General features: G+C 44.1%; 22 protein-coding genes. 11 read left to right on the top strand and 11 right to left on the bottom strand.

The window, feature by feature from the left end; genetic code table 11:
- Positions 1-36 precede the first annotated feature (36 nt).
- The 4 genes from DKT73_RS13140 to DKT73_RS13125 form a co-directional block, all read right to left on the bottom strand.
- Positions 37-1,104 carry a BMP family ABC transporter substrate-binding protein gene (locus tag DKT73_RS13140; RefSeq protein WP_111639007.1) on the bottom strand — a complete coding sequence of 356 codons (1,068 nt, stop codon included), beginning with the start codon at positions 1,102-1,104 and terminating at the stop codon, positions 37-39.
- A 66-nt stretch (positions 1,105-1,170) separates the two neighbouring features.
- Positions 1,171-2,103 carry an ABC transporter permease gene (locus DKT73_RS13135; protein ID WP_111639006.1) on the bottom strand — a complete coding sequence of 311 codons (933 nt, stop codon included), beginning with the start codon at positions 2,101-2,103 and terminating at the stop codon, positions 1,171-1,173.
- A 9-nt stretch (positions 2,104-2,112) separates the two neighbouring features.
- Positions 2,113-3,180 carry an ABC transporter permease gene (locus DKT73_RS13130; RefSeq protein WP_111639005.1) on the bottom strand — a complete coding sequence of 356 codons (1,068 nt, stop codon included), beginning with the start codon at positions 3,178-3,180 and terminating at the stop codon, positions 2,113-2,115.
- Positions 3,177-4,736, bottom strand: a complete 1,560-nt coding sequence (locus tag DKT73_RS13125) for an ABC transporter ATP-binding protein (RefSeq protein WP_111639004.1) — start codon at positions 4,734-4,736, stop codon at positions 3,177-3,179. Before DKT73_RS13125 ends, DKT73_RS13130 begins: the two co-directional genes overlap by 4 nt.
- Before the next feature lie 459 nt (positions 4,737-5,195).
- Between DKT73_RS13125 and DKT73_RS13120 the strand changes: the two genes are divergently transcribed.
- Genes DKT73_RS13120 through rlmM form a run of 3 tightly spaced genes read left to right on the top strand, consistent with a single transcriptional unit; the run spans position 5,196 to position 8,132 of the window.
- The gene (locus DKT73_RS13120; RefSeq protein WP_232827874.1) at positions 5,196-6,257 is read left to right on the top strand and encodes a GGDEF domain-containing protein; all 1,062 of its coding nucleotides are present in this window, start codon (positions 5,196-5,198) and stop codon (positions 6,255-6,257) included.
- 32 nt (positions 6,258-6,289) lie between these two features.
- Positions 6,290-7,033: a TIGR01621 family pseudouridine synthase gene (locus DKT73_RS13115; RefSeq protein WP_332871655.1), complete on the top strand. Its 744-nt coding sequence runs from the start codon at positions 6,290-6,292 to the stop codon at positions 7,031-7,033.
- Positions 7,034-7,079: 46 nt separating this feature from the next.
- The gene (gene rlmM, locus DKT73_RS13110) at positions 7,080-8,132 is read left to right on the top strand and encodes a 23S rRNA (cytidine(2498)-2'-O)-methyltransferase RlmM (RefSeq protein ID WP_111639002.1); all 1,053 of its coding nucleotides are present in this window, start codon (positions 7,080-7,082) and stop codon (positions 8,130-8,132) included.
- A gap of 97 nt (positions 8,133-8,229) precedes the next feature.
- Here rlmM and DKT73_RS13105 read toward each other — a convergent pair whose 3' ends face one another.
- Both DKT73_RS13105 and DKT73_RS20310 read right to left on the bottom strand, forming a co-directional pair.
- Positions 8,230-9,897, bottom strand: coding sequence for a L,D-transpeptidase family protein (locus DKT73_RS13105; RefSeq protein ID WP_111639001.1), 1,668 nt, complete (start codon positions 9,895-9,897; stop codon positions 8,230-8,232).
- Positions 9,894-10,181, bottom strand: coding sequence for a YkgJ family cysteine cluster protein (locus DKT73_RS20310; RefSeq protein ID WP_111639000.1), 288 nt, complete (start codon positions 10,179-10,181; stop codon positions 9,894-9,896). Before DKT73_RS20310 ends, DKT73_RS13105 begins: the two co-directional genes overlap by 4 nt.
- Positions 10,182-10,379: 198 nt before the next feature.
- Here DKT73_RS20310 and DKT73_RS13095 point away from each other — a divergent pair, with 198 nt between their 5' ends.
- The gene (locus tag DKT73_RS13095; protein WP_232827873.1) at positions 10,380-11,612 is read left to right on the top strand and encodes a GGDEF domain-containing response regulator; all 1,233 of its coding nucleotides are present in this window, start codon (positions 10,380-10,382) and stop codon (positions 11,610-11,612) included.
- Between the two features lie 128 nt (positions 11,613-11,740).
- Here the strand turns inward: DKT73_RS13095 and gatB are convergent, their stop codons facing one another.
- The 3 genes from gatB to gatC are packed head-to-tail and all read right to left on the bottom strand — an operon-like array spanning position 11,741 to position 14,948.
- Positions 11,741-13,186: an Asp-tRNA(Asn)/Glu-tRNA(Gln) amidotransferase subunit GatB gene (gene gatB / locus DKT73_RS13090; RefSeq protein ID WP_111638999.1), complete on the bottom strand. Its 1,446-nt coding sequence runs from the start codon at positions 13,184-13,186 to the stop codon at positions 11,741-11,743.
- Between the two features lie 2 nt (positions 13,187-13,188).
- Positions 13,189-14,649 (bottom strand): Asp-tRNA(Asn)/Glu-tRNA(Gln) amidotransferase subunit GatA, encoded by a 1,461-nt coding sequence (gene gatA, locus DKT73_RS13085; protein ID WP_111638998.1) that lies wholly within the window; start codon positions 14,647-14,649, stop codon positions 13,189-13,191.
- Between the two features lie 11 nt (positions 14,650-14,660).
- Entirely contained in the window at positions 14,661-14,948 is a 288-nt protein-coding gene (gene gatC, locus DKT73_RS13080) for an Asp-tRNA(Asn)/Glu-tRNA(Gln) amidotransferase subunit GatC (protein ID WP_111638997.1), read from the bottom strand.
- A 236-nt stretch (positions 14,949-15,184) separates the two neighbouring features.
- On the opposite strand from gatC, the gene DKT73_RS13075 reads away from it, so the two are divergent.
- The 7 genes from DKT73_RS13075 to DKT73_RS13045 are packed head-to-tail and all read left to right on the top strand — an operon-like array spanning position 15,185 to position 24,299.
- Positions 15,185-16,228: a rod shape-determining protein gene (locus DKT73_RS13075; RefSeq protein WP_111638996.1), complete on the top strand. Its 1,044-nt coding sequence runs from the start codon at positions 15,185-15,187 to the stop codon at positions 16,226-16,228.
- 16 nt (positions 16,229-16,244) lie between these two features.
- Positions 16,245-17,081 carry a rod shape-determining protein MreC gene (gene mreC / locus DKT73_RS13070; RefSeq protein WP_111638995.1) on the top strand — a complete coding sequence of 279 codons (837 nt, stop codon included), beginning with the start codon at positions 16,245-16,247 and terminating at the stop codon, positions 17,079-17,081.
- Positions 17,078-17,551, top strand: a complete 474-nt coding sequence (mreD, locus tag DKT73_RS13065; RefSeq protein ID WP_111638994.1) for a rod shape-determining protein MreD — start codon at positions 17,078-17,080, stop codon at positions 17,549-17,551. The genes mreC and mreD overlap by 4 nt, the downstream gene beginning before the upstream one ends.
- Positions 17,552-17,571: 20 nt before the next feature.
- Entirely contained in the window at positions 17,572-18,180 is a 609-nt protein-coding gene (locus DKT73_RS13060) for a Maf family protein (RefSeq protein ID WP_111638993.1), read from the top strand.
- Complete coding sequence (gene rng / locus DKT73_RS13055) at positions 18,173-19,627, top strand: ribonuclease G (RefSeq protein ID WP_111638992.1); 1,455 nt, start codon at positions 18,173-18,175, stop codon at positions 19,625-19,627. Before DKT73_RS13060 ends, rng begins: the two co-directional genes overlap by 8 nt.
- A 17-nt stretch (positions 19,628-19,644) precedes the next feature.
- Positions 19,645-23,469 carry a YhdP family protein gene (locus DKT73_RS13050; protein ID WP_111638991.1) on the top strand — a complete coding sequence of 1,275 codons (3,825 nt, stop codon included), beginning with the start codon at positions 19,645-19,647 and terminating at the stop codon, positions 23,467-23,469.
- Positions 23,466-24,299 (top strand): carbon-nitrogen hydrolase family protein, encoded by an 834-nt coding sequence (locus DKT73_RS13045; protein ID WP_111638990.1) that lies wholly within the window; start codon positions 23,466-23,468, stop codon positions 24,297-24,299. Before DKT73_RS13050 ends, DKT73_RS13045 begins: the two co-directional genes overlap by 4 nt.
- A 109-nt stretch (positions 24,300-24,408) precedes the next feature.
- On the opposite strand, the gene yjgA is transcribed toward DKT73_RS13045, so the two are convergent.
- Positions 24,409-24,945 (bottom strand): ribosome biogenesis factor YjgA, encoded by a 537-nt coding sequence (gene yjgA / locus DKT73_RS13040; RefSeq protein WP_111638989.1) that lies wholly within the window; start codon positions 24,943-24,945, stop codon positions 24,409-24,411.
- A gap of 6 nt (positions 24,946-24,951) precedes the next feature.
- Positions 24,952-26,304, bottom strand: a complete 1,353-nt coding sequence (gene mgtE / locus DKT73_RS13035; RefSeq protein WP_111638988.1) for a magnesium transporter — start codon at positions 26,302-26,304, stop codon at positions 24,952-24,954.
- Positions 26,305-26,309: the final 5 nt, after the last annotated feature.

Below are 26,309 nucleotides of genomic sequence, written 5' to 3'. Positions count from 1 at the left end.
CGGGCTGGCCGTATATAAAAAATTGCTGCGAAAGGATTAGCGTGGGATTTCGTCGGTAATGCCTTCTACATACCAGTTAACCTGAGCTAATTCTACGTCGGTTAATGAATGATCAGCTGCTACAGCGATATTCCCTTTGTTATCTTTTATAGGGCCAGTGAAGGGCTTGAATGCACCTGATTTAATAGCGTCGTGAGTGGCATCAATTTTTGCTCTCACATCAGCCGGTAAATTTGGGTTAATGGATGCAAGTGTTAACATGTCATCTTGGAATCCACCCCAAAAATCTTGAGCTTCCCAAGTGCCATCCATGACCGCCTGTACGCGTTTGACATAGTAAGGCGTCCAATCATCACGTACTGAAAAAATGTGAGCATCGGGTGCGAATTTACTTTGATCCGACGCTTGGCCTATGGCGCGCAAGCCACGCTTTTCTGCCGCAATAAGAGGCGCAGGGCTGTCAGTGTGCTGAAGCATGACATCGACGCCTTGATCCATGAGGGCGTTTGCAGCGTCGGTTTCTTTACCTGGATCATACCAAGTATTTGCCCAAACAATTTTCATTTTGACGTCAGGGTTAACGCTTTTGGCACCCATGTAAGCGGCGTTGATATCACGGATAACTTCTGGGATTGGGAAAGAACCAATATAACCAATGGTATTGGTTTTGGTCATCATTCCTGCTGCCACGCCAGAGATATAACGTCCTTCATAGGTACGTAGCACATAAGTGCCTAGGTTTTTATCCAGTTTATAGCCTGTCGCGTGTTCAAATTTCACATTAGGGAAACGCTTTGCGACTTTGACGGTGGGGTTCATAAAGCCAAAAGACGTTGTAAAAATAAGATCATTTCCAGCTTTTGCTAACTGAGTGATAACACGCTCAGCATCCGCCCCTTCTGGAACGTTCTCAACAAACGTTGTTTTTACTTTGTCGCCAAAATATTCTTCTAGACCTTTACGCCCCATGTCATGCTCATAACTCCAACCTAGGTCGCCAACGGGGCCGACGTAGATAAAGCCAACTTTTAAAGGCTCTTCTGCATGGGCTGTCACAGCACCCGCTATAAGCCCCAAACTAACCAGCAAACTTTTCAGTTTCATTTCTCGCTCCTTTTGTGCCCTAAGGCTTTATTGTCTTCAATAGTGAAGTAATGGTTAATGACCTTGTTACGCCATGTTTCTTGGGTCGAATGGTTTGCCCAGTGAACGCGGTGCAAGCAGTTTTTCTTTAAAATGATCGGCGCTGATGATGACCATCACAATGACGGTGGCAACGTAAGGCAGCATAGCAAGCAAGTTGGGTGAAATAGACCACCCCATGCCTTGCAGAACCAAATGCATGATGCTCGCTAAACCAAATAAATACGCGCCAAGCATGATGCGTCCAATTCGCCATGAAGCAAAGACGACTAAAGCAAGCGCAATCCAGCCTCGACCAGCGGTCATGTTTTCGACCCACATTGGTGTATAAACCAGTGACATGTAAGCACCAGAAATCCCTGCCATAGCACCGCCAAACATGATGGCTAAGTAGCGCACTTTGAGCACTGGAATACCAATGGCGTTCGCGGCATTAGGATTTTCACCGACGGCTTTGAGTGTTAGGCCAATACGGGTTTTATTGACCACGTAAAACAGCACTGCTGTCATGCCAAAAGAGAAGTACACTAAAATGTCGTGACTAAAAAGAATGCGTCCTATGTAAGGGATGTCGGATAAAAAGGGGATCGCAATAGGCGGAAAGCCCTGAATAGTCTGTCCGACAAAACCGGCTCCGACAAAAGCACTTAAGCCAGTGCCAAAAATGGTTAAAGCAAGCCCTGTTGCCACTTGATTCGCGCCAAGTTGCAACACTAGCACTGCAAAAATTAGGCTCATGATGCTGCCCATTAACATGGCTGCAAGCACACCAAATCCCATATTTCCAGTACTGTAAGCGGCCAAAAAACCGACCACAGCGCCCATGAGCATCATGCCTTCTTGGCCTAGGTTTAATATGCCTGATTTTTCACAAATCACTTCTCCTAGGGCAATAAACAGCAGTGGCGTGCCTGTTTTTACTGCAGCAAACAAGATTTGTACGATAAGATCTGAGTCCAAAATGTGCTCCTAGTTTGTCGCTTGATTTGAAAAGCTGAGGCGGTTATTAATGAAAAAATCACAGGCTAAGAGGAAGAAAAGTAATACCCCTTGGAACATGCTGACGACGGCAACAGGAATGCCCATTTCGATTTGAGCCAAGTCTCCACCCATATAAATTACGGCCATAAAAATTGCTGCAATAATGGCTCCTATAGGGTGAAGTCTGCCTAAATAGGCCACAATAATGGCGGAATAACCGTAGCCAGGTGAAACGTTTGGCACCAATTGTCCAATCGGTCCTGTGGTTTCACTGACCCCTGCCAGTCCTGCCAGTGCGCCTGCAAATAACATAACTAACCAGCTTAGTTTCTTGCTGTTGAAGCCTGCGTACCTTGCCGCAGGTTCATCCGCCCCAAACACTCGTATTTGAAAGCCTAAGTGGGTCTTGCTCAAGATAAACCAGCCAATTATGCCAGAGAGAATAGCGAAAACGATGCCTAGATGAATTCGGCTGCTTTCAAATAAGGTTGGCAGCAGTGTAGCTTGCGTAAACATGGCGGATTCTGGGAAACCAAAGCCTTGCGGATCTCTCAATGGACCGTGTACTGCCCAGATTAATAAATACAGGGCAATGTAGTTAAACATGATGGTGGTTAAAATAAGATTTGAGTTGAAGCGTAACTTTAAAAAAGTAGGGACAGCGGCCCAAATCATACCCGAGGCTATTCCTGCGAGCAGGGTAACGGGTAAAGCAATGGCGGAATCGGAATCAATGAAGTAAAGAGCCATGGCCGAGCCGCCTAGTGCGCCAGCGAGCAATTGTCCTTCTGCGCCGATATTCCACATGTTAGCGCGATAGCATAACGAAAGGCCAACCGCACACAGTAGAAGGGGCCCCATTTTTACGAACATTTCCCCTATGTTGTAAGTGTCTGCCAATGGGGCGATGAGCAGGACTTGTAGTGCTTGTAATGGTGACTTGCCAATGGCTGAAAAGAGAATGCTACCAAATATTAAGGTTAGCAAAATGGCCAACAGTGGAGAGGCGACCTTCATTAATGAACTTGGCTCAGTGCGAGCTTGAATACGGATCATGCTTTGGCCTCTTGTTCTTGTGTGTGAGCCGATGTGTTGTTAATAAAAGTGCCCGCCATCCACTGACCAATCTGGTCTATGTTGGTGTGCTCTGTTTTGACCAAGGGGGATAAGTGACCGTTGCAAACGGCAGCCATTCTGTCTGCCAATAAAAATAACTCATCGATATCTTCTGAGATGAGCAAAATAGCCGCGCCTTTATCACGAAGTTGTAATAACGCTTGGTGAATAGCGAGGGCTGCTCCCACATCTACTCCCCACGTTGGGTGTGCACAAATCAAAATTTTTGGGTTTTGACCGATTTCTCGTCCCATAATAAATTTTTGCAAATTACCGCCACTTAGGCTTTTTGCTTCTGAAAACTCACCATGACATTTTATCTTGTACTTCGTAATGAGGTCTTTGGTGTAGTCTTTGATGCTCTGCCATTGCACTAACCCGTTTTTAATAAACCCTTCGCTGTGAGTTAAAAGGGTGTTTTCTGTCAGGCTCATGTCTGGTACAGCGCCGCGACCTAACCGTTCTTCTGGCACGTACGCCATGCCAAGTTTTCTTCTTTCTCCTGCATGTAAATGGCCTATGTCGAGGTTGTTTAGCGATATAGTTTGTTTCACATTACGGGTATCTTCGCCGCTAATAATCGCCATTAACTCGTCTTGACCATTGCCTGCTACGCCTGCAATCCCCAGTATTTCCCCCGCTTTTAAGTCAAGGTTGATATTTTTGAGTGTTGTGCCAAAAGGCTGTTTAGAAGGAAGCGATAAATTATTTACACTGAATACAACGGTTTTTCCTTCAGCCTTGGTGTAGCCCGCCTCTTGCTCTGCGAGATCCCCCACCATCATTTTGGCAATCGTCGCTGGCGTTTCTTCGTTGGGAATGCAGGTATCAACTACTTTTCCGCCACGAAGAATCGTGGCTTTATGGCAGATCTCTGTCACTTCATGAAGTTTGTGGCTGATAAAAAGAATGCTGCAGCCTTCTTTTGATAGTGTGCGCAATACATCGAATAGCCCTGCGACTTCCTGTGGTGTTAAGACGGAGGTGGGTTCATCTAAAATGAGCAGTTTTACCGACTGCACAAGGCAACGCATGATTTCCACTCGTTGTCTTTCGCCAATAGATAAGGAATGTATGTAACGGCTTGGATCAACGTTTAAGCCATATTCGGTTGATAATTGGGTAATTCGAGCAGCTAAATCTCCAATTTTATTGAGTTGATGTTTGCTTAAACACAGCTCAATATTTTCGCTTACGGTCAGCGTTTCAAACAGAGAGAAGTGTTGAAACACCATTCCAATACCCAAATCTCTGGCCATGGAAGGTGATTTGATGCTGACTTCTTTGCCATCCCAAATAATGTCGCCTTTATCTGGTGCAACTACGCCATAAATAGTCTTCACTAAAGTGCTTTTACCAGCGCCATTTTCGCCTAGTAATGCATGAATTTCTCCCGGCATGAGAATAAGACTGACATTGTCATTAGCAAGGCAGCCTGGGTATTGCTTAGTGATGTTAGCAAGCTCAAGGCGTGATATTGAGTTATGTGTTTTCAATGTGCCGCTACCTTGTGGTTTAAGGTTGGATAAACGATTTTTTGCACTGTTATTGATCTCTTTATGCCTTTTTATGGGGCGTTAGTCGGTTGGTGTTGTTATATTTGACCGATTAGTTAAGCTTTTCTCACCACTGCTCTGTCTGCGTATTTTGTTCAATCAATATTCATGCCAATAGAGAGGCAAACTTTGGTGCAGAGAATACGAAAATTAGACAGGCTTGTCTCTAAGATTGCAGCCGCTTTATGGAGAATAATCTTTTCTCGTGAAAAGGAATTCAGTGTTCGAATGAATAGAAAAGGTGGTATATATTCGGTAGAATACAAGGTTTGTCTCCCACGTTTTAGAAGCCTGATTTTTTGCGAATAAAAGTGGCAAGCATCTTCTAGCGTTTTTTAACATGGATAATAAGTGCGGGGTATAGTGTTTTCTTCAATAAAAAAAATCATAGAAAAACTTTTGAATCTCGGCTTTGAAGATGAGATTGGGAATGATCTTAATCAAAAGCATGTGGTGAATTTTTCTTACATGATGTTTTGCATTAGCTCGGTGCTGATGGTGGTTGTATTTGCATTTCGTTGCATGCCTTCTGTTGCGATTTTTTCTTTTGCTGGATTGCTCTTAGGTTTGATTGGTTTGCGTTATAACTACAGAGGATATTTCTATCGTGCGCAACTGCTAATGCCAACTATTAAGATTGTGCAGATTGGTATTCTTAGTTTGTTTTACTTTGGGACAAATAGTGGGCTTCATTGGCTTTTTGTCAACGTCATTGCGTACTCTTTTGTGGTTTTTCGTTCTGATCAGCGATCAACTAAATATTGGATCGTCTGCCTTTCTGTTTTGTTGTTTTTTGCTTGTGAGCTCTTAGACACAAGAGGCCTTTACCTTACCAGTGCAGATCAAAATATCGTGATTGTATTGGTGTTCTTCGCCGTGTCGTTTTACTTTGCTATGGTGATTCATCTTGTTATGAATAGGCTCAAGTCAGTGAATCGTCATTTGCGGATTTTGGCCGAAAAGGATGAACTGACGGGGCTGTCTAATCGAAGAAAAGTACTGGCCGACGCGGTGAATATTTTTGCGGACTCGGTGATTAATCGAGAGTCTTGTGTGTTTGCTATCGTCGATTTAGATCATTTTAAAAAGATTAATGACACTTTTGGGCACGAGGCGGGTGATTTAGTGTTAAGCAAAGTGTCGAGTGTGATGGCCTCAGTCATACGTCCTCAAGATAGAATTGGTCGTTACGGTGGAGAGGAGTTTATCGTCATACTGCCCAGTACAAGTCTAAATGAGGCGGAGCGAATCATGGAGCGTATGCGGCAGTCGGTCGAAGACATGCTGATCGAGACGGAGCATGGCATCGTTATTCCAGTCACCATCAGTGTGGGGTTGGCGTCAATAGAATCCAGTGTTTCCCGCTATGAAGAGATATTAGCGCAAGCCGATAAGGGCTTGTATGATGCTAAGCGCAGTGGTCGCAATAGGCTCTCTGTGCAGTCGAATTATCAAAGTTAGCGATAGTTGTTTCTTTTTTGTTGACATATGAGTTGTCCACTTTCTCTGTGGATAAACTTGTTGGCTACTCGGTTTTTCCTTTATTTATTCGTGATGAGGCTGTTTTGCTCCAAGTATTGTTCCGTAGTGATGACTATTGGGTTATCGAAAAGCCCGCAGGCATGAGTTTTCATGCGGAGTCTGAGGGGATGGGGGTGATGCAGTCACTGGCCAATTCCTATCCTGATTGTACTTTTTACCCTGTACATCGTTTAGATAAAATGACATCAGGGTTGTTGATTGTTGCCTGCCATGCTGACGCGGCTGCTGTGTTTGGTAAAATGTTTGAAAAGCATGAAATGGAAAAGCGCTACTTGGCGTTGTCTTCTAAAAAACCAAGGAAAAAACAAGGCACGATTGCGGGTGGTATGGCACCGAGCAGAAGGGGGCAGTGGAAGTTAACCAACGAAAAGGAAAATTTAGCGATCACGCAGTTTTTTTCTCTGTCTTTTCAAGGGAATAGGGTGTTCTTGGTTCGGCCGTTGACCGGGAAAACTCACCAGATTCGTGTCGCGCTAAAGAGTCTTGGGTCGCCCATTTTAGGGGATCTTAGGTATGGTGGAGAAGAGGCTGATCGTGGGTATTTGCATGCTTACTCCTTGCAGTTTAATTGGCAGGGCGAAGTCATGCATTTTGTTAGCTCGCCTAGCTTTGGGGTGCATTTTTCGCCGGAATTGTGTGCTTTTGTTTCGGCTCAGTTAGATGAGTCGTTATTAAAATGGCCCTCTAGAAAGTAATTAATATAACTCGGTAGGTTGAACGCCTATTTGAGAAGGAATTGTAATGAAAAATGTTTTGGTTTATTGCCGTCAAGGTTTTGAAAAAGATTGTGCGGCAGAGTTGTCAGACGTCGCAAATAATAAGGGCTTTTACGGTTATGCTAAGGTAATTCCTGATGCTGGCTACGTTGTGTATAACTTTGACCAAGCCGACGCTGGTGAGGTGTTGATACAGCAGTTGAACTTTAATCGTCTTATTTTTGCACGTCAGATTATTGCAGTAAACGATGTCATTGAATTGGAGCAAGGGGGACGAGTAGAGTCCTTGCTTCAGGCCGCTCGTGAATTACCATTGGCTGAGGATATTTGCATAGAAACGGCTGACACCAATGAGGCTAAGGCTTTATCTAATCTGATTAAAAAACTTGAGAAGCCATTGCGGGAAGGTTGGAAGAAGTCAGGAGTGTTGCGTAATAAGGCTGTTGGTGTGCGTCATCACGTCTTTATGTTGGATGGCGAAAATGCTTACTTGGGTGTGTCTTATGCTGTTTGCCGTAGTGAATTTCCTATGGGGATACGTCGGTTGCGTTTTCCGGCGGCAGGGCCCAGTCGATCGACGCTAAAACTAGAAGAAGCGTTACTGCAATTTGTCCCTGAGCGGACACGTGAAAGTGATTTGGCTGAGGGTATGACGGCGGTGGATTTAGGCGCGGCTCCAGGAGGGTGGACGTATCAATTTGTTAAGAAGGGGATTCAGGTTATTGCCATTGATAACGGTCCGATGCAGAAAGAGCTGATGTCTTCTGGTTTGGTTCAGCACGAAAAGGCAGATGGCTTTAAGTATGAGCCACCTTATACCGTGGACTGGTTGGTATGTGACATGGTTGAGCGTCCAATTAAAGTAGCGGAATTGATGGCAAAATGGCTGGCAAGTGGTTGGACAAGACGGGCTATTTTTAATTTGAAATTGCCCATGAAAAAGCGTTATCAAGAAGTGTCTTTATGTCTTCAGTTGATGGAAGATCTGTTGAGAAAGGCAGGTGTAAGTTATCAATATCAAGTAAAACACCTTTATCATGATCGTGAAGAAGTAACAGTGTGTATTATGGTTAAATAACTTATGTTCTGTTAGCTGTCTTAAAAAGCCCTATAAATCAGATTTATAGGGCTTTTGATTTTTAATGTGTCTTAAATATTATGAAATAACCTCTTTATTAAATAGACTCTCTTGGGTCTATGGCGGAATATCCCATTGCTTCTTCCATTAAAGTGTCTCTTGCATAAATGTCATTGCGAAACTCCAGCATGCCATTTGCGTTGGGAACCACGGTAAAATACACCAAGTAAACCGGAATGTAGTTCGGTAGGCTGATCACTGTGTTGCTGGCTGTTTGCAGTGCGTTGTTCATCTCATTGAATTGTTTGCTGCCTTTGGTTATTTCTTGGGCAAATTCCATTGGGTTTTCCAAGCGAACGCATCCAGAGCTAAAGGCTCTATCGGCTTCACGAAACAGGTGTTTCGATGGTGTGTCATGCAAGTAAATTTCATTTTTATTGGGAAACATAAACTTAAACTGACCTAGTGCATTGCCTTCGTCTGGTTCTTGCTCAAAGCGGAACGCAAGTTTGTCTTCGCTAATGCTTTTCCAATTGATTTTCGTAGAGTCCAGTTCTTTTGCACCAATACTCCAGCTTGAGTAGACTTTATAGCGGTGCTTAATGAGGTAGTTAGAATCAGCCTGTAACTTAGGTAATAGGTTTTCTCTAGCGATTCTGTGTGGAACACGCCATGTTGGATTGGTGACCATGTAGGTCATTAATCCCTTAAAAACCGGCGTCTTACGATCAGGCTTACCAATAATCGCTTTCATTGAGGTAAGTTCGCCATTTAGGTGCATATCCACTGTGTAGTTGGTTAAATCCACCCAAATGCGGTTAGCCTCTAATTCGCTTGGCAACCAGCGCCATCTTTCTAAATTATAGGCGATTTGCTTTGCTCTGGATTTTAACGGAATGTTGAGCATTTCAATGGTTTTTGAGCCTGCAGCTCCGTCTGCCGCGATGTGGTGACGTTGTTGAAAACGTATTAATGCCTCTTTTAAAGGCAGATCGAATTGGTCTTCGTTTACCTTGCGAGTAGAAAAGCGTATGTCACCAAGCTGGACTAAACGTGCTCTCAATTGTGCAACGCGTGGCCCAGTGTCGCCAGCTGAGAGCGGTACGCCTGCACTAACCAATATGTCTTTCTCTTTGGTGGCTAGATCTTGGTAATAAACGAGCCATTTTTGCAGAACTTGATATTGTGGGCTGCGCGGAGCAAGGAGTGGTAGTGCGTTTACCATCTCGGTTGCAGAGTCTAAATAGAGCAGTTCTTTCCAATTATTGTTAGGCGCGTCTAGCTGCCAGTTTGGATCGATAAGTTGGGGTTCGTATCGGCCGTTGCTAAGGTCATTTGCGTAGCTGGTGAGGGCAATGGTCGCAATGACGTCCATTTCTGCTAGTTGTTGTGGACTGGGTTCTTTTAAGGCTAAATATTCTTTAATGATACCGGAATGGTAGTGAATGGGGTTCAGTCCATGCGTGTAGGATTGTTCGAGTACATCGACGAGTTTGTAGAGAGACATGCTGATATTGTTGTCTTTTATCCAGACGGGCTCATAATCACGTGCTTCGTAAGCCTCAAGAACGGTCTCATTTGGGAGTGCTTGGCCAGCAACAGGGGTGAATGCATTAAGTGTCAATGAGACCTGGCTTTTGATGCTGTTTTCTATTTGAGATTCGCTTGGAGGAACGAGAACAAATGACTTATTTGAGCCAGTAGAGCAGGCACTCAAAAATACGCTGGCGCAAAGTATCGGGAGGAGTTGTTTTGCTAATGTCATTTGTCTTTCCTTTTTAATAAACTACTATGTATTGGTTTTGTGTCGTTTTCCAAAATCGACAAAATACGGATTGCCTCTATTCTGTTGTTACCGCAAGTATATTCTTCTGCCTGAAAGTCTGAGCATACTTTAGGTCTTAATGGATCACCAAAGATTGCACAGCGATAGTCCGCTAACAGTTGTACGCAAGTTTCTCCAGCGGCTTTACCGTTAGGCATGCCGGGAATGGGAGACGTAATTGAAGGCGCTGTGCAGCATGCACCGCAACTTGGCCGACATTGCATTATTAAATGACCTTATAGTTGAAGTAAGAGATTGTCTTTTGAATGGTGTGTTTTTTACGTATTATTTACAAAGCAAACTTATGAATAAGTATTCTAGAGTATCGGAATCTTAGGTCATAGGGGATAATTAAAAAAGACGCTCAAAAAAGTGCAAACACTATGGTTTTACAAGAAGTGCTTTAAGAAAGGATTTTGTTAATGATGTTAGAACGGAAAATATTGGTTGTAGAAGATAGCCCTGTTGTACTGAAAGTTCTCAATCATTTACTGTCTCAGAACCCTCTGTTTATCCCCGTTTTGTGTACTTGCTACGATCAGGCAAGACGTAAGTTAGAGGAAGAAAGTTTTTTCGCAGCCATTGTGGATCTAAATTTACCCGATGCTGAAAACGGGGAAATTGTTGATTTGGTGTTGTTGAAGCAAATACCCTGTGTCGTATTGACAGGAAACTTTGATGATGACCTGCGAATTAGTCTATTGGATAAAGGGGTTTTAGACTACATCACTAAAGACAGTCGTTATTCGTTTAATCATGCGATTAAGGTCGTTGAGCGTTTAATTAAAAATGAAGGGGTTAAGGTCTTGGTCGCCGAAGACTCTGCGGCCAATAGTCAGTTTGTCAGGGCGCTTTTGGAGCAATACCGTTTTAATGTCATTGAAGTGGATAACGGTCAAGAGGCGTTAGCTAAGTTAGAAGAAGACTCCGGTATAAGAATGCTGATCGCTGATCACAACATCGCCTTGGTGAATGGCTATGAATTGGTGCGTATGCTGAGAAGTAACGCTCGTTTTCAGGACTTAGTGATTATTGGGCTTTCTGCAGAAGGAGACAGTGCGTTATCCGCTAAGTTTATAAAAGCGGGCGCCAATGATTTTTTAAAAAAGCCCTTTTACCATGAAGAGTTTCATTGTCGTGTGGTGCACAGTTTAGAAGCGCAGGAAATGCTGGAGACGATTCGCGATTTAGCCAATACCGACCCACTGACAAAATTGAAAAATAGGCGTTTCTTTTTTGAGGAAGGGGAGCGTTATTTGCGCAAGGCGAATGCTGGCTTTTCTTTGGCAATGTTAGATTTGGATCACTTTAAGGTGATTAATGACACCTACGGTCACATGATAGGGGACGATTTATTGGCGTCGTTTGGGGGCGATATGCAAGGCGCTTTTCCAGATATGTTGGTTTGTCGCTTTGGTGGCGAAGAATTTTGTATTCTGGCTAAGGTTTGCGGGCAGGAGTTGCTTGATCGTTTGAAGGTGTTTTTGGGTCATCTGCGTGCCAAAGAGTATACAGGGGCAAAAATTTCTATGACTTGTAGCGTGGGGTTAAGTTGTCAGTCTATAGGTTCTTTTGAAGATTTGATAAAGCAGGCTGACCGGCTTTTATATGAAGCGAAGCGAGCTGGTAGAGATAGAATAATTTCAGATCTTTAGTGTGGGTTTCATGTAAAAGTTTAGCGAGTAAGAATCTCCCCCTGATGTTCAAAATCGACATAGGGGGAAATTGTATTTTGCTGGTCTGATTTTTACTTCTCTTGTCTGATCAAGACTAGAGAAGAAGGTTAACCTTTCAGCATTTTCACCAGGATTGGGTTTACTAGACCTGGATTGGCTTTGCCTTGTGATGCTTTCATTACTTGTCCTACGAAAAAGCCAATCATTTTCTTTTGCTTATCTTCGTCGGCAGCGCGATATTGTTCAACTTGGGCGGCGTTAGCGTCCAAAATAGTTTGGATCATGGTCTCGATAGCGCCAGTATCTGTGACTTGTTTTAAGCCTTTTGCGTCGATGATATCGTCTGCAGAGCCTTCACCATCCCACATGGCTTGGAAAACATCTTTGGCTGTTTTGCCATTGATGGTGTCGTCTTTGATCCGAACTAACAATTCACCGAATGCCTGAGCGCTAACAGGAGAGTTGTTGATGTCAAGCTGTTCTTGGTTAAGCAATTTGCTGAGCTCACCCATTACCCAGTTGGCTGTCAGTTTTGGGTCTTTCACAACGCCGTTAGCGTTTTCAAAGAAGTCTGCCATAGCGCGAGAAGATGACAGTACGTTGGCGTCGTATTCGCTGAGTGCATAGTCACTTTGGAAGCGTGCGGCTTTTTGGCTTGGTAGCTCCGGTAGGTTAGCTTTTATGTTATCGACATATTCTTGTGTTAATACCACAGGCAGTAGGTCAGGGCATGGGAAATAACGATAGTCGTTAGCGTCTTCTTTTGAGCGCATGCTGCGAGTTTCATTTTTTTCAGGGTCATACAGGCGAGTTTCCTGAATAATGCGGCCGCCATCTTCTAGAATATCTGCTTGGCGCTCGATCTCGGTATAGATGGCTTTTTCGATAAAGCGGAATGAGTTGACGTTTTTGATTTCAGTGCGTGTGCCGTATTCTTTTTGGCCTTTAGGGCGCAATGATAAGTTAATGTCGCAACGCATGGAGCCTTCCGCCATATTTCCGTCGCAAATACCAAGATAGGTCACGATGGAGTGAATCATTTTAACATAAGCAACGGCTTCTTTTGCTGAGCGAATGTCTGGCTCTGATACGATTTCAAGCAGCGGGGTGCTCGAGCGATTTAAGTCTATACCCGTCATGCCTTGGAAGTCTTCATGCAAAGACTTACCAGCGTCTTCTTCAAGGTGTGCACGAGTGATGCCAACACGAGAAGTAGTACCGTCTTCTAGCATCACATCAAGATAACCTTTGCCAACAATAGGGTGATCCATTTGGCTGGTTTGGTAGCCTTTAGGTAGATCTGGGTAGAAATAATTCTTGCGTGCAAAAACCGATGTCATGCCAATTTCTGCATTAATAGCATGGCCAAACATAACCGCCATGCGTAGTGCTTCTTTGTTGAAAACAGGCAGGGCGCCTGGCATGCCTAAATCGACAAGTGTGGTTTGAGTATTTGGTTCTGCGCCAAAGCCGACAGCGGCACCAGAAAACAATTTTGATTTAGTAGAGAGCTGAGTATGAATCTCAAGACCGATAACAACTTCCCAGTTCATGCTTATGCTCCTTTTGCCATTGTTGGTGTTTGTAAATGCCAATCAGTATGTTGTTGGTACTGATGTGCTACGTTCAAAAGTTTGGCTTCAGCAAAATAATTACCCATGATCTGTAGACCAACAGGCATGCCCTGTGCAAAACCCGCTGGGATAGACATGGCTGGAATGCCTGCTAGGTTAACGGACAGTGTATAGATGTCTTCTAGGTACATGGCGACAGGGTCGCTGGTTTTGCTACCAAGGCCAAATGCTGTAGTGGGCGCAACAGGGCCCATGATGACATCAACTTCTTCAAGGGCTTTAACAAAATCTTCTTTGATAAGGCGGCGAATTTTTTGTGCTTTGAGATAGTAAGCGTCGTAGTAGCCTTCAGACAGAGCGTAAGTACCTACCATGATGCGCTTTTGTACTTCTCGGCCAAAGCCCTCAGCACGTGAACGCATGTACATATCAAGCAAATCTTTCGGATTGTCACAACGGTGCCCAAAGCGCACACCATCAAATCGAGACAGGTTTGAAGACGCTTCGGAAGGCGCTATAACATAGTATGATGGGATACTAAGTTGTAGGTTCGGTAATGAAATTTCTTTTATCGTCGCGCCCAGTTTTTCAAATTCTTTTACCGCGGCCATAATAATGTCAGCTACTTGGGAATCTAAGCCATCACCAAAGTACTCTTTTGGAAGACCAATTTTTAGACCAGCAAGAGGTGCATTCAGATTGGCAAGATAGTCATCCGTTGGCTGTTCGGCTGAAGTGGAATCTTTTTCATCGAACCCCGCCATGGCTTGCATTAAATGCGCGCAATCTTCTGCACTTTTAGCCATCGGGCCGCCTTGATCAAGGCTGGATGCATACGCAATCATGCCAAAACGAGAGACGCGGCCATAAGTTGGCTTAAGGCCTGTAATGCCACAGAAAGAAGCCGGTTGGCGAATAGAGCCACCCGTATCTGTACCTGTTGCGGCAACGGCGAGTCCAGCGGCAATGGCAGCAGCTGACCCACCAGAAGATCCACCGGGAACTTTATCAAGATTCCATGGATTTTTTACGGCGCCGTAAAAACTGTTTTCGTTAGATGAGCCCATAGCGAACTCATCCATATTCGTTTTACCCAGCATAACGGCGCCAGCCTGTTGGATACGATTCGTAACGGTTGACTCGTAAGGTGGAATAAAATTATGAAGCATTTTTGAGCCGCAGGTTGTCAGCGTGCCTTCGGTGCAGAATAAGTCTTTGTGGGCAATTGGGATGCCAGTCAACGTTGTGCCTTTTCCCTTTTGCAGCAACGCGTCTGCAGCAGCGGCTTGTTCTAATGCTCGCTGTTCGGTCACCGTGATAAAACTGTTTAGTTGAGGGTCAAGTTTGGCTATGCGTGCCAAGAAAAGGCGGGTTAATTCAACGCTGGTAATATCTTTGTTACGTAATTGCTGAGCTAATGTCGAGATGCTTTGTTCGAACATGCTTGTCTCTCTTAATCGATCACTTTTGGTACGAGGAAAAGGCCTGCTTCGGCTTGAGGTGCGTTCGCTAAAAAGGCGTCGCGGCGATTTTCTTCTGTGACTGTGTCTTCTCTTAATCTTTGAGTCATCTCAAGCGGGTTGGAAAGTGGCTCAACCCCATCGGTATTGACAGATTGCATTTGTTCAACAAGTGATAAAACACTAGAAAGGGAGTGTTGATATTGATCGGCGTCTGCCTCAGTAAGCGCGAGGCGAGCCAAGTGTGCAATTTTTTGCACGTCTTGTTTGTCTATGGACATGTTCCACCTGATATTTTGATTATCGTAAATGGCTTTTATTGTATCCCTTAGTTGGGAGGCTATAAAGCTAACAGTGTGAAAAATCTAGCTTATTTTTCATTTATTAAATTTTTTTTCGTAAACAATGAAATGCAAGGGAACTTTTTTAACATTTACGCGGAATCAACTTGCCCAATGGTCCCGTGATTGTTACATTTTGACGCTGTTCGTATCGTATTATCAGGGTGTAAGAATTCATGTTTAAGAAAATCAGGGGAATGTTTTCAAGTGATTTGTCTATTGACTTAGGAACGGCAAATACCCTTATTTACGTTCGTGATCGCGGAATCGTGCTTGATGAACCTTCTGTTGTTGCTATTCGCCACAACGGAAACCAGAAAACAGTCGCGTCTGTTGGTACAGATGCTAAGCGTATGTTAGGTCGTACTCCGGGTAACATTACCGCTATCCGACCTATGAAAGACGGTGTTATTGCAGATTTTCATGTTACCGAAAAAATGCTGCAGTATTTTATTGCGAAAGTCCATGAAAACAGCTGGTTAAAACCGAGCCCTCGCGTGTTGGTCTGTGTACCATGCAAGTCAACGCAAGTAGAGCGTCGTGCCATTAAAGAGTCTGCGTTGGGTGCCGGTGCGCGTGAAGTGTATATCATTGAAGAGCCAATGGCGGCGGCGATCGGTGCGGGTCTTCCTGTTGCTGAAGCATCGGGTTCTATGGTGATCGATATCGGTGGTGGTACCACAGAGATCGCAATCATATCTTTAAACGGTATTGTAACCTCTGAGTCTATTCGAGTGGGCGGTGACCGTTTTGATGAAGCTATTGTGACTTATGTTCGTCGTCAATATGGTAGCTTAATCGGTGACGCAACGGCTGAACGCATTAAGACAGAGATTGGTATGGCTTATCATACCGGTGAGGAATTGCAGATCGATGTACGTGGTCGCAATTTGGCTGAAGGGATTCCTCGTTCATTTGTATTGAGCAGTACGGAAATTTTAGACGCTTTGCAAGAGCCTTTGGCGCAAATTGTCCAAGCGATTAAAGGTGTGCTTGAGCAGTCTCCTCCAGAGTTGGCGGCCGATATCGGTGAGACAGGATTGGTGCTTACGGGCGGTGGTGCTTTGTTGCGTGAGATTGATCGATTAATTAGTGAAGAGACAGGATTGCCCGTCATTATTGCTGATGATCCATTAACCTGTGTTGCGCGTGGCGGTGGTATGGCTTTAGAGTTGATGGATAAGCATGCGTCTGAATTGTTTACTGTTGATAACGAGTAAAGGTTAGGAGCGTCCCATTAACAATTCGCTTCTTTTTAGCGGTAAGGTTTCCAGTGCTCGTTTCCTTGTATTGGTTATCTTGTCTGCTGCAATGATTGTCGCTGATGTTCGTTATGCTGTTTTTTCGCAAGTAAGGCCCTATTTGACCTTGCTTGTAACGCCGATTCAGGTAGTGGTTAATACGCCGCAAAAAATGTTTAATTGGGCGGGTGAACATCTTGCTAGCAGGGAAGGATTGGTTAAGGAAAATCAGTCTTTGCAAGCTGAAATATTGTTATTACGCAGTCGTCAACAACGCCTTGACTCGCTTCAGGCTGAAAACGTTCGACTGCGAGAATTATTGGACGCCTCTCAACGTGTTGACGAAAAAATTGTCATGGCTGAAGTGATTGGTTTTGATCAGAATGCTTACAGTCATCGATTGATGATTGATAAGGGATTTTCTTCTGGTGCGTTTGTTGGACAGCCTGTTTTAGATGCCACTGGCGTACTGGGTCAGGTGGTCGAAACAGCGGCGTACAGTAGTCGAGTCTTGCTGATTGCTGACGCAAGTCATTTTGTTCCTGTACAGCTTTCTCGGACCGGCTTTAGAGGTATTTTGCGAGGTACAGGAGATCTAAAGCGAATGGAACTAATGAGTGTTCCTCGATCAGTAGATATTAAAAAGGGGGATATTTTAACGACCTCTGGTCTGGATAATCGCTTCCCAAGCGGTTATCCCGTTGGTGTGGTGCGAAGTGTTAAATACACGCAAGGTAAAGCCTATGCAGACGTGGATGTGGTTCCTTTGGCGCAGTTAGGTCGCAGTCGTCACGTGATGCTGATTGAGAAGCCTGAGGCAGAACGCGAATGAAGCCGATTTTTGTTTTTTGTATAACCTTATTAACGGCTTTAATGCTTGAGGCGGTGCCTTTTCCTGAGCAATTTGTTTGGTTTCGCCCAGAGTGGGCTTTGCTGGTGATTTTGTATTGGGTGATCGCATTACCATTCCGAGTAGGGGTGGGGTTAGCTTGGTTTTTGGGGCTAATGGTCGATTTGTTGCAGGGTGGCATCATAGGTCAGCATTCTCTTACTTATGTGATTATTGCTTATACTTGTGCCGTTTTTTACAAGCGTCTAAGAATGTATCACCGTTGGCAGCAAGGTTTTTTCATTTGTATGTTGGTCAGTATCAATCAGTTACTTGATTTTTGGATTGATCATTATCTCGGCTATGCTGAGCCCACGTTAATGATTTTTATGCCAGCGGTTATTACTGGTTTGTTGTGGCCTTGGTCATTTATTATTTTGCGTAGCGTGCGACGCATTTATGCTATCCGTTAGGCTGTTTTTGGGAAGAGTTTATGCTTGTTTTGGCTTCCGCTTCGCCGAGAAGGAAAGAGCTGCTTAGCCTCTTGGTGAAAGAGTTTGAGGTTTTGCCTGCTGATATTGACGAAACACCGAAATATCAAGAGGAGGCTAAAGATTACGTCGTTAGGATGGCGGTTGAAAAAGCGAAGGCCGCCATTGAAAAATACAAACGCCAGCCTAACGCTGGTTTGTCTGCTATTTTTTTGGCATCAGACACCAGTGTGGTGGTTGGGGGGCGGATTTTAGGTAAACCGAGTAGTCTTGACGACTCCCTATCCATGCTAAGGCAGCTTTCTGGCCGCTCACATCAAGTGATTACCTCTCTCTGTCTTTGTAATCTTGAATTTGATCATGTGGTTACAAAGTGCATCGTAAATGATGTTTCATTTCGTGATATTTCAGATGTCGAAATACAGCAGTATTGGAAATCCGGTGAGCCACACGATAAAGCAGGTTCCTATGCCATTCAGGGGATGGGATCTATTTTTGTGCGTTCAATGTCTGGTTCTTATTCCGCGGTTGTTGGTCTGCCTTTGTATGAGGCGGCACAAATCTTGGCTCAGTTTGGAATCCATCCACTAGAGGAAATGTCTCATGAGTGAAGATGTACTCATTAATGTTACTCCGATGGAGATTCGTGTTGCCTTGGTTGAGAATGGTGTACTGCAAGAGGTATACATTGAGCGCTCAAGTCGTAAAGGGATTGTAGGTAATATATATCAAGGGAAAGTAGTGCGTGTGCTACCGGGGATGCAGGCCGCCTTTGTTGACATCGGTTTAGAGCGTGCCGCGTTTATACATGTTTCTGAAGTGGCAGATCGTGATGCGGTTAATCCAAGCGATCAGATCGGAGATTATTTGCGCGAAGGCCAGTCTTTGGTCGTGCAAGTTACTAAAGATCCAATTAGTACAAAAGGGGCGCGTTTGACAACGCACCTTTCAATACCGTCTCGGTATCTTGTGTACATGCCCGATCAGTCTCATGTCGGCGTTAGTCAAAGAATTGAGAATGAAGCGGAGCGTGAGCGTCTAAAATCATTGGTTTCTGAAGCATTGACCGATGCGGATGAAAACAGTGGTTACATATTAAGAACCGCTGCAGAAAGAGCGGGAGAGGAAGAAATATTAGCCGATATTAAATTTCTTACCCGGCTTTGGCAATCAGTCAAGCGGCGCATGCAGCATGCCAAGGCGCCTTCTGTTATCTATGAAGATCTTCCTTTGCATCTTCGAACTATGCGTGACCTGGTTGGTTTATCGACAGAAAAAATTCGTATTGATTCTAAAGAAAATTATGCGAAGCTGCGGTCGTTTGCTGAAGATTTCATACCTGAATTGCGAGATCGTATAGAGTATTACCCTGGCGAACGTCCGATTTTTGATTTGTACAGTGTTGAAGATGAAATTCAAAAAGCCTTGGACAGAAAGGTGCAGTTAAAATCAGGTGGGTATTTGCTGGTTGAGCAAACTGAATCCATGACAACCATTGATGTCAACACGGGCGCTTTTGTTGGTAGTCGAAATCTTGAAGAGACGATCTATAAGACAAATCTCGAAGCCGCGACAGCAATAGGTCGACAACTTAGGTTGCGTAATCTCGGTGGTATTATCATTATTGATTTTATCGATATGGAAGATGAAGAGCATAAGCGACAAGTGCTGCGAATGCTTGAAAAAATTCTGGATGCAGATCATGCTAAAACCAAGATTACCGGTGTTTCTGAGTTAGGTTTGGTTGAGATGACGCGGAAAAGAACGCGAGAAAGTCTTGGGCAGACGCTTTGTGAGCCTTGTCGCTCTTGCCGTGGAAGTGGTTTGGTAAAAACGCCTGAAACCGTTTGTTATGAAGTTTTCCGGGAGATTTTAAGGGCAGATCGTGCGTACAATTCTCAAACCTACACTGTGTTAGCAGCGGGTTCTGTTGTCGAGCGATTCCTTGATGAGGAAAGTGCGGCCGTTGCTGAGTTGGAGGCGTTTATTGGTAAAACCATTCGTTTTCAAGTGGATGCTATTTATACTCAAGATCAATATGATGTGGTTCTGCGTTAGCAGTAAAAGGTCTTAATATGCGTTGGCTATTACGTAAACTGATCTTGGTATCTTTTTGGGGGGGGATTTCCTTTATCGCCCTGCTTGCTGTAATTGCCGTCAGCGTTGAGAGGCTGCTGCCTTATCTGGATAATTATCGCCCTCAGATAGAACGTAATCTACAGCAAATAACAGGCTATCCTGTATCCTTGGAAGAAATCGGTGGACGTTTAGAGGGGATCGATCCAACTGTTTCGGTCAGTGGTTTTCAGTTGTACGTGAATGGAGAATCCGCAGTTACGGTGGATGAAATGCGGGTCCGTTTAGATATCGTACAGTCCTTATTGAGTTTGAGCCCGCAATTTACTTATATTCGATTTGTGCGACCATCTATCATTTTGCAAGAGAGTGATGGTCAGTGGCGTTTGAATGGTGCTGTGCCCTCTCGTGAAGTGCAAAATGATGTTGGTGTTGAGCGTGTACTGGATTATCTCTCAGCGCAGCGTAATTTTTCTGTTTTTGATGCGTCCCTCCATGTCCGTAGCGATCAATTGGGGGAGCATACTGTCAATATTCCTCATATTTATCTTTTTCAGCGGGACTTTGAGTCCTTGTTGAATGCGAACTTTTTTTTGGATGATAATCCATTGCCTTTTCAGATGAGCGCGCGCATTGATGAAACGCGAAGTTTGTTGGGCAGTTATCGAGTAAAGGCTTTTATTAAAGCACCTCAAATGGCATTGCCATTACAGGATATGTTACCAAGAGACACTTATTCATTGTCTTCAGTAGAGCTTGGCGGTGATATCTGGATCGATGCACTAATCGGTAAAGAGCTCGATATTAGAGCAGAGTCCGTTAAGGTGAACGTTGCTTTTGATGATGATCAGCAATATGAAATTATGCCCTCTGTGCGGCTTCGTTATTCTTTAAAGCAGCCGAGTCTTAGGGTGGAAGTGCGTGATATGTCTATTGGCGATAAGGATGGCCATCGTTATCCTGCTACCGATATGATTTTTGACTGGTCGTCTGTTACTGATCGATCAAATATAACGTTCAGCCAGATTGATATCGGTCTAGCGCAAAAAATAGCGATGCATTTTTTACCTGAGGAATCTGATGCCGCACAAATATTGGGTGGATTGAGCCCTGTCGGTCTCGCGCAAAATGGTTCGATCCGTTTGTGGCGTGAAAACGATGATGTAGCCTTTCAGTTTTTAGCTAATTTGCGTTCTGCGTCTGTGCAAGGTTATAACGGTATCCCGAAAGCCACTAACATTGATGCTGTCTTTAGTTTGTCACAGGACAGCGGTTACATTGATTTTCGGGGGCGTGATAGCGATCTCGCTTTTGATGTACTCTATGAAGAGTCTTGGCGCACTGATTGGTTGTCTGGTTATGTCAGTTGGCAGCAAGTATCGGATGCATTTTTAATCAACGGCCGAGACTTAAGAGTGCAACGTAATGGTGCGGATATCCAAGGCGGTTTTAGGTTGGAGGTTCGTGAGACGGAACCTGACTGGATTGCTTTAGACCTTCATGGGCGTAACTTAGCGGTTACCGATCGTCTAACTTATCTTCCCCCAAACGCACTTAGTCCCGATGTTATGTCTTGGCTAAAGGACGCATTTGCCGATACTGGTGTGGTTGATAGCGCGGATGTGTTGGTACAAACCGAGTTATCTGAGGGGGCGGAGCCACATGTTAGGGTACAGTTGGCGGTAAGTAATGCCAGTATAACGTTCGATCAAAATTGGCCAACAGCCACCAAGGTAAATGGTTTTTTTGAGTTTGATGAAACCGGTGTGACGGTACAAGTGGCGTCGGGTTATATGCTTGATTTGCCTGTAAACGACTTGTTATTAACCGTCCCTATTCTAAATGGGTCAGCGGATTGGTTAAATCTTAAAGGTGATGTCAGTGACAGTGCCTCGCGTATTCTCACTATGTTGCGAGCGACGCCTCTTGCTGATTCTGTGTTGCAGCCTTTTGCCAACTGGCGATTAGAGGGCAATGTTGATGGTCGTTTCGATATTGCGGTTCCTTTTGCAGAGGGCTTTGAGCCTAAGGTGACATTGACTTTAGGTTTTAAGAACAACCCTCTGGATATTAACGATATTGATCTTTCTACTCGAATTAAGTTGGGGCGTTTAAATTATAGTTCTGACCTTGGTATAACCGATTCTGAATTTGATATAGAGGCTTTAGGTGGTTTATCGCGTCTCATTTTGTCTTCTGATCTTGCCCCGAATGGAGGGTTGGCCGTTCATGGTGATTTGTCTGGAGACCTTGATATAAAAGAAGTGGCGGCATGGCATAAGCTGCCGATTGCTTTAAGTAACAAAATATCGGGTAAAACAAGTTATAGCGGTGAACTGTCTGTTAACGAGTCTCAAGACGGGCAGGTAGATTTAGTGGTTAATAGTGATTTAAAGGGGGTGAAAATAGATCTGCCTGATCCGATTGGAAAAATGCTTAACGAAGCGTTGCCGTTTCAGGTAAAGGTCATGCAGCACGAGAAAGATTTAGTAGTTGATTTTGATTACGATGCCTTCTTAAAAGCTAGGTTGTTATTGCAAAATGGCAATGAGTTTGTTGGTGGAGAAGTCATGCTAAATGCCACTCGAGATCAGGTTTTAAATTCTCAGATACCAAAGGGCTTGGTGTTGGTCGGTGGCGTCGATAGATTTAATGTCAATGATTGGCAATCGCTGTTCAGCGATCTGTCAGGAACGTCAGAGTCCGCGGAAGAGACCGTTGAGATTCCAGAGGTTCCGTCATGGTTAAGTCGAGTGGATTTGATTGTCGACAATGTTGTTGTCGATAGCAGTAACACCTTGCATAACTTTAAGGTGGCTTATGATGCTGCGGCAAATAGATCGCTTTTTGTGAGCTCGGATGAAATGAACTTTTCTTTGCTAGATGACAATGGGACACCGAATTTACATTTTGGTTTTTTAAGCTGGAATACCGTATCCTCTGATTCTACTGTCTCATCATCAAACAAAGCGCCGATATCGGCAAAACAAATTCCTAACATGATGCTGTCTATCGATGAACTTTATTTGAATGAAAGTCCTTATGGTGATTGGCAGTTGGCCATTTCTCGTGATGGTGATGTTGTACGTATTGACCCCATTTCTTCTAAATTGCAAACAGGGGACTTCAAAGGCAGTCTAATTTGGCAGGATAAGGGTAAAAACTCCCGTGTTGAATTGGCTATTGTAGCGAATGGTGCCGATTTGGCGGAATTGACGCAAAAGTTTTCTAACGAAGCCATCGTATCTTCAAAAAAATATAACATTGACGTTGGTTTGAATTGGGATGGACATCCTTTTTACTTTGATCGTCAATCAGTATCAGGCCGCATTGGTTTTTCGGCTGAAAATGGAAATGTCAGCAAAGTAGATGAGTTACCGGCGTTTTTGAAGGCGTTGGGTATTTTTAATATTGGAGCACTAAGCCGACGTTTGCTGTTGGATTTCTCTGATGTTTATGAACCTGGGTTAACGTATGACCAGTTTAAGGGAACGCTTTCTTTAGAGAAGGGGCTTTTGAAAACCACTTCTCCAATTTCAATTGTGTCACCTACAGCTGAATTGGTCATAGAAGGGGAGGCTGATATTGTGAATGAAACCTTGAATGAAAGGTTAACGGCCACTTTTCCGATAACAGGAACCTTGCCTTTAGCTGGTCTATTGTGGGGGACTCCTCAGTTAGCGGGTTTATTATTTATTACAGATAAGTTGATTGGCGATCAGCTGTCAAAGGTGACCAGCGTGCAATACAAAGTAGAAGGTTCTTTTAATGATCCTGTGATGACTCCGATCCGCTATCGGCCGTTAGAGAAGACAAAGCAATGACCGAATTAGTTGTTGCTGCGATTCAGTTAACAAGTACGAATTGTTGGCAAGATAATCTACGCGAAGTGTCTCGGCTTGTGTCTGCTGCGGTGAGAGATGGCGCACGTCTTGTTGTCTTGCCTGAAAATGTTTTCTTGTTTAATGGCAAGGGAATGCGAGGTTTAGCTGAATCGATTGATCAAGACATATTGTTTTCAGAAATGTCGGCGTTGGCAAAGAAAAATGCCATATATCTTGTGGTTGGTTCGCATCCAGCTCTGTTAAGGCCAAACGGTGAGCAGGTAGCTGCCACACGCGTAAGGCAAAGCTGTTGGGTGATTGATCCAGATGGTTGTATATATGAACGTTATGATAAAATTCATTTGTTTGATGTGACGGTAAGTGATAAGGCGGCTACCTACAAAGAGTCAGATGTTATTGAGCCTGGAGAGTTGGCGTTAAAAGTCATTGAGGTGGATGGTTTTAACGTGGGTTTGAGTATTTGTTATGACTTGCGTTTTCCAGAGCTTTACCGCGAGTTGGTAAAATTAGGTGCTGAAATACTCTTGGTTCCAGCCGCTTTTACCTATGTCACTGGCAAGGCGCACTGGGACACACTTCTTGCCGCGAGAGCCATCGAAAACCAGTGTTATGTACTTGGGGTTGGTCAGTGTGGTTGGCATAATGAAACTCGGCAAACGTATGGTCACAGCGCTTTATATTCTCCTTGGGGGGAGCGCTTAGTGGGAATGGGCGAAGAGCCGGGGTATTTTGTCTTTCGTGTAAACAAGCAGTCGTTAAACACGGCGAGAGAAAAGATGCCCTGTTTTTATCACCGAAGACTGATTTAGGTTAAAAAGTAATAAATTAAAATCCGTTGATCTCTCAAAAAAGCCCCCGTTTTCTAAGGCTGTCTAGCCGTGGAAAACGGGGGCTTTTTTATGCGAATGTTTTTGTCTATTACTCTTTTAAGCCAAGACGTTTTTCCTCTGCCTCTCGTAAGAAACGGAAGAGTTTTTTACGGTTTGAGGTATTGCCTTCCTGCGATACTTCTTTTTGGGATTGGCGAATCAGCTGTCTAAGCAATTGGATATCTTCAATTTGAGGGTTTTCTTCCAGATACTCTGATAAAGCTTCTTTGCTGTTTTCTCCAATGAGTAGATCTCTTCGAATCTCAAGTTGATGAAACAGTTTGTTGTAGGCAGCAGAAGTGGAGTCGAAAAGAGCGACGCGATGAGCAATGGCTTCGTGATCTTCTGTGCGCATGACTTTACCAATGTATTGCAGGTGTCGTCTCATGGCTTCATGCTGTTTGATTCGACCCGCTTCAACAAAGGCTTCGCGCAAAGTGTCAGACATTTCCACTTTTTTAAGTTGATTCTTGCTAAGGCCTAATAGTTTTTTCCCAAGATCTTGCAGGGCTTCCATTTCACGCTTGATCTGGGTTTTACTTTTAGGGGTTTCGTCGTCGTTTTCAAATTGATCAAAGTCTGTCATGGGAACCTATATTAGAAAAATAGTAGCAAGACCAAGGAAGGATAAAAATCCAATAACATCGGTCACGGTAGTCAAAATTACGCTGCCAGCAAGGGCTGGATCTATGCCGATTTTTTTTAGCAAGATAGGCAAAAGTGTTCCAGTGGCGGCGGCAAAGAGTAGGTTTATTACGATAGCGCCCGCTATGATATAGGCAATCTTGATGTTGTCAAACCAAAGTGCAGTAAGGACAGCAATCACGGTTGACCAAAGCAAGCCATTAAGGAGCCCTACAATCAGTTCTCTGTTAAGAAGCCAGCGAGTATTTGTTGCGCCAATTTGGTTAAGTGCAATCCCACGAATCACCAAAGTAAGCACTTGTGAGCCTGCAATGCCACCCATACTGGCGACGATTGGCATGAGAATCGCTAGAGCAACAACTTGATCAAGTGTGTCTTGAAACAATCCAATGACATACGAGGCAATGAAAGCCGTGATAAGATTGATGCCTAGCCATACGGCGCGACGTCTTGTGGTTTTCATTATTGGGGAAAACGTGTCTTCATCATCATCAAGCCCGGCCATGCTGAGCATAGAGTGCTCAGCTTCGTCTCGAATAACGTCAACAACGTCATCAATGGTAATTCGCCCCAACAATTTTTTTGTTTTGCTATCAATAACAGGGGCAGAGACAAGATCCATTTTTTCAAATAACTGTGCAACTTCACTTGCCGGTGTCTCAGCGACAATAACCGTAAATTCTGTTTCCATAATGTCGCGTATTGTGGCATTTAGATCAGAAACTAACAGTTTTGTTAGTGGTAGCGTACCAAGTAGTCGGTCGGAGCGACTGACAACCAACAAGTTGTCAGTCATGTCTGGTAAGGACGTGTGTCTGCGTAAATATCGAAAAGCAATATCTACCGTGATATTCGGCCTAATGGTGATTGTGTCTGTGTTCATTAAGCCACCGGCTGAGTCTTCCGAATAGCTTAATAGGCCTTCAACTCTTGTCCTGTCTTGAATGGACATGGACGCCAGAACTTCTTTGACGATTTTTTCCGGCAGGTGTTGCAGTAAGTCAGCGAGGTCATCGCTTTCAAAATGCTCGGATACTGCGATAAGCCGCTCTGTATCCATATTTTTCATGAATTGTATGCCAATATCTTCGCTGAGATATTGCAATACTTCACCTTCATTTTTAGCGTCTACTAATTCCCATAAAAGCTTACGCTCTTTCGGCGGGGAAGACTCTAATAGTCTAGCGACATCTTGTGCAGGTAAAGCGCCATTCAGTAAATAGCGTATCTGCATGGTTTCACCGGACTCAAGTGATTCGGTTACCGTTTGCAGATGATTGAGCGTGTTTTGCTTCGACATAGAAG

It is taken from the genome of Marinomonas shanghaiensis, from assembly GCF_003259175.1.
Classification (GTDB): Bacteria; Pseudomonadota; Gammaproteobacteria; order Pseudomonadales; family Marinomonadaceae; genus Marinomonas; species Marinomonas shanghaiensis.
This window is presented reverse-complemented; position numbering and strand designations above follow the sequence as displayed.